Origin of the sequence: Flavobacterium agri, from assembly GCF_013401995.1 — a bacterium.
Classification (GTDB): Bacteria; Bacteroidota; Bacteroidia; order Flavobacteriales; family Flavobacteriaceae; genus Flavobacterium; species Flavobacterium agri.
Map to the genome: position 1 here is coordinate 1,042 of NZ_JACBJI010000016.1, position 2,415 is coordinate 3,456.

Below are 2,415 nucleotides of genomic sequence, written 5' to 3' on the forward strand. Positions count from 1 at the left end.
GATTTTTAAAACCCGTTTAACATGAAAGACTTGGATCTTTATTTACAGGGATATTACTTGACAATAGAAAATGCGAAGAGATTAAGATTTGCTGCTATTCAGTCTTCTTACAAGAAAAATTTTGGATTAGCTTGCTCTTTAAATATTTTAGCTGCAGAAGAAGGAATTAAGGCCATATATATTTTACTTGAAAGTTTAAAATCCGCTGAAATCACTACAGAGTTTAAAAAAATATTTAGAAGCCATTCTTTCAAGCATGAAAAACTAAAACAAATTCTCAATAATTATAACACTTTCATGGAACGTTTAGCAACAAAGGTTTTATCATTTGAGGAGCTTTTAAAATTGGAGACCAAATTACTAGATAAAAACAACGCTGACTTAAAAAACTTAAAAAAGACAAGAAAGGTTGTAAATGAATATAATCTAAGAAAGCTTGATGTTGAAAGTTTCAATGTATGGCTTGCGCAAGCGAACGAAGAAAAAAATAAAGGTCTATATGTAGATTTTACGACTTCTAATTGGATGGCTCCACAATCCTTTACAAAAAAACAGTTTGACATTGAAAAGGAATATTCGAACAAAGTCGTTCAAGCCGCAGAAGGATTTGAATTTATTTTAAATCAAGTAAGAGAGATTTATAGCTTTTAATTAAAACCGCAGGTAACCGCCTATTCACGCCATTGCGGAATCTGAGGTAGACGGAAACTTTGGTTTTCCAGCGGCCACAAAACCAAGATTTTTTCCAACAGAAAAGTTAGAAAAAATCGTTGGTTTTGTTACCTTTCGAGTCGACGGAGAGAACAATCTCCGGAAGGCCGCAACGAGCGCGAATAGGCCTAACGTTATAGGCAAGCGCCGAGAAATCGCAGTATAAATCAACTTTAGAATATTTATGAAAATTATCGTAAGCGGAGAGTTTGATGAAAATCTTACCATAAGCCTTTCTCAAGGAACTTGGAACACGACAACCTATCCGCTTTTTGAAAAGTTAAATTCTATTGATATCGAACTGGACCGTGAACCAAACATATATAGACTGACAATTAAGTACAATGCCGAAAAGGTTTATTTTGAAAATATATTATACATGTCAAATCCAAACCTTGATGAATTGAGTTTCTATTTTTATAAAGAAAGTGAGCGCATTTTTTGTAAGATCAAGTCTGAAAGGGTAATGGAATTAAACAAAGAAATTGTTCTTGGAGAGTTACCTGATAGTTTAAAAGAGTTAAAGAATGTCTTAAAAGACTATGACGAAGAATCATAGTTGCGCCAGCCTATAACCGCCTATTCACTCAATCGCGGGTCCAGAGCAGCCTCGCCTCTGTTTTCCAATCCCGCAAAACATTGATTTTTCCCAACTTTCCAAGTTAGGAAAAATCAAAAGTTTTGCTACTTTTAGAGCAGCCGAGAGTACTATCTCCGATAGCCGCGACTGCGCGAATAGGCCTCACGTTGGTGGCAATTACAAAACAATCGAGAAAAAAACATGCTTAAAAAACATAAAAACGAAATTTTTGAAATTATCAAATCGGAGGGTTACGCTCATCAAGATTTCGAGTTCAAAAATATAAATACAAATGTAGACAGAGTTTTAGTAAAAGGATCGTCTCTATTTTTTGATTTTTACCAGCAAGAAAGTAGTTTTGAACTTTATAAATGGGTTTATGCCATATTCGCCCCCAAACCTAGAAACTCAAACATTACACCAAATGCAGAATATTTTAGCAAAGTCAAAACTGCATTTACAAGTTGGTTAAAATCCGAAGTTAGTCAATTCATTGCAGAGAGAGAGGGTGAAGATTTATTTGAAAATCTTAAAAACAAAGCCGAATTTAATTTTGAGGATTTCGACTCCGACATCCACGAGAAATTTGAACAAAGTGAAATTGCCTTTATCAAAACTAAATTGTTGGAATTAAAAAGCTATGTGCAAGCTAATTTTGAGTCTAGCCAAGAACAAAATTTAAAAATTGAATCTGCAATTTTATACTTATCCGAAGCAGTCGAGACAAAATCAAAATTCGATTGGCGAGGGCTTTTAGTTTCGACTGTTTTTTCAATCATCACAACTCTTACACTTGATACTCAAAAAGGTGCTGAATTATGGAATTTTACGATTGAAATGTTTAGGCAAATTAGACTTCTCAAGTAACTGCCACCAACCGCCTATTCACGCCATTGCTGGTTTCCGGTAGCGGGAAGCACCTTTCCCGAAGCCGCAAAACATTGGATTTTTCAAACTTTCCAAGTTAGAAAAATCCAAAAGTTTTGCTACCTTTCGTCTTAGCGGAGAGTACTTTCTCCGGCAGCCGCAACGGCGCGAATAGGCCTCACGTTACTCGCCATTTGCAGCGTATTATTTCTTTTTCGCCGATGGCGAAAGGCTTCGCCAAACGTTTCCTTACTAAT

The 2,415-nt window shown here is 35.5% G+C and carries 3 protein-coding genes; all 3 read left to right on the plus strand.

Going from position 1 to position 2,415, the window contains the following annotated elements:
* The first annotated feature begins 21 nt into the window (after nucleotides 1-21).
* The 3 genes from HZF10_RS17605 (at nucleotide 22) to HZF10_RS17615 (ending at nucleotide 2,158) form a co-directional block, all read left to right on the plus strand.
* Nucleotides 22-651, plus strand: a complete 630-nt coding sequence (locus HZF10_RS17605; RefSeq protein WP_176007557.1) for an AbiV family abortive infection protein — start codon at nucleotides 22-24, stop codon at nucleotides 649-651.
* A 244-nt stretch (nucleotides 652-895) separates the two neighbouring features.
* Nucleotides 896-1,270, plus strand: coding sequence for a hypothetical protein (locus tag HZF10_RS17610; protein WP_176007558.1), 375 nt, complete (start codon nucleotides 896-898; stop codon nucleotides 1,268-1,270).
* 222 nt (nucleotides 1,271-1,492) lie between these two features.
* Complete coding sequence (locus HZF10_RS17615) at nucleotides 1,493-2,158, plus strand: hypothetical protein (RefSeq protein ID WP_176007559.1); 666 nt, start codon at nucleotides 1,493-1,495, stop codon at nucleotides 2,156-2,158.
* Nucleotides 2,159-2,415: the final 257 nt, after the last annotated feature.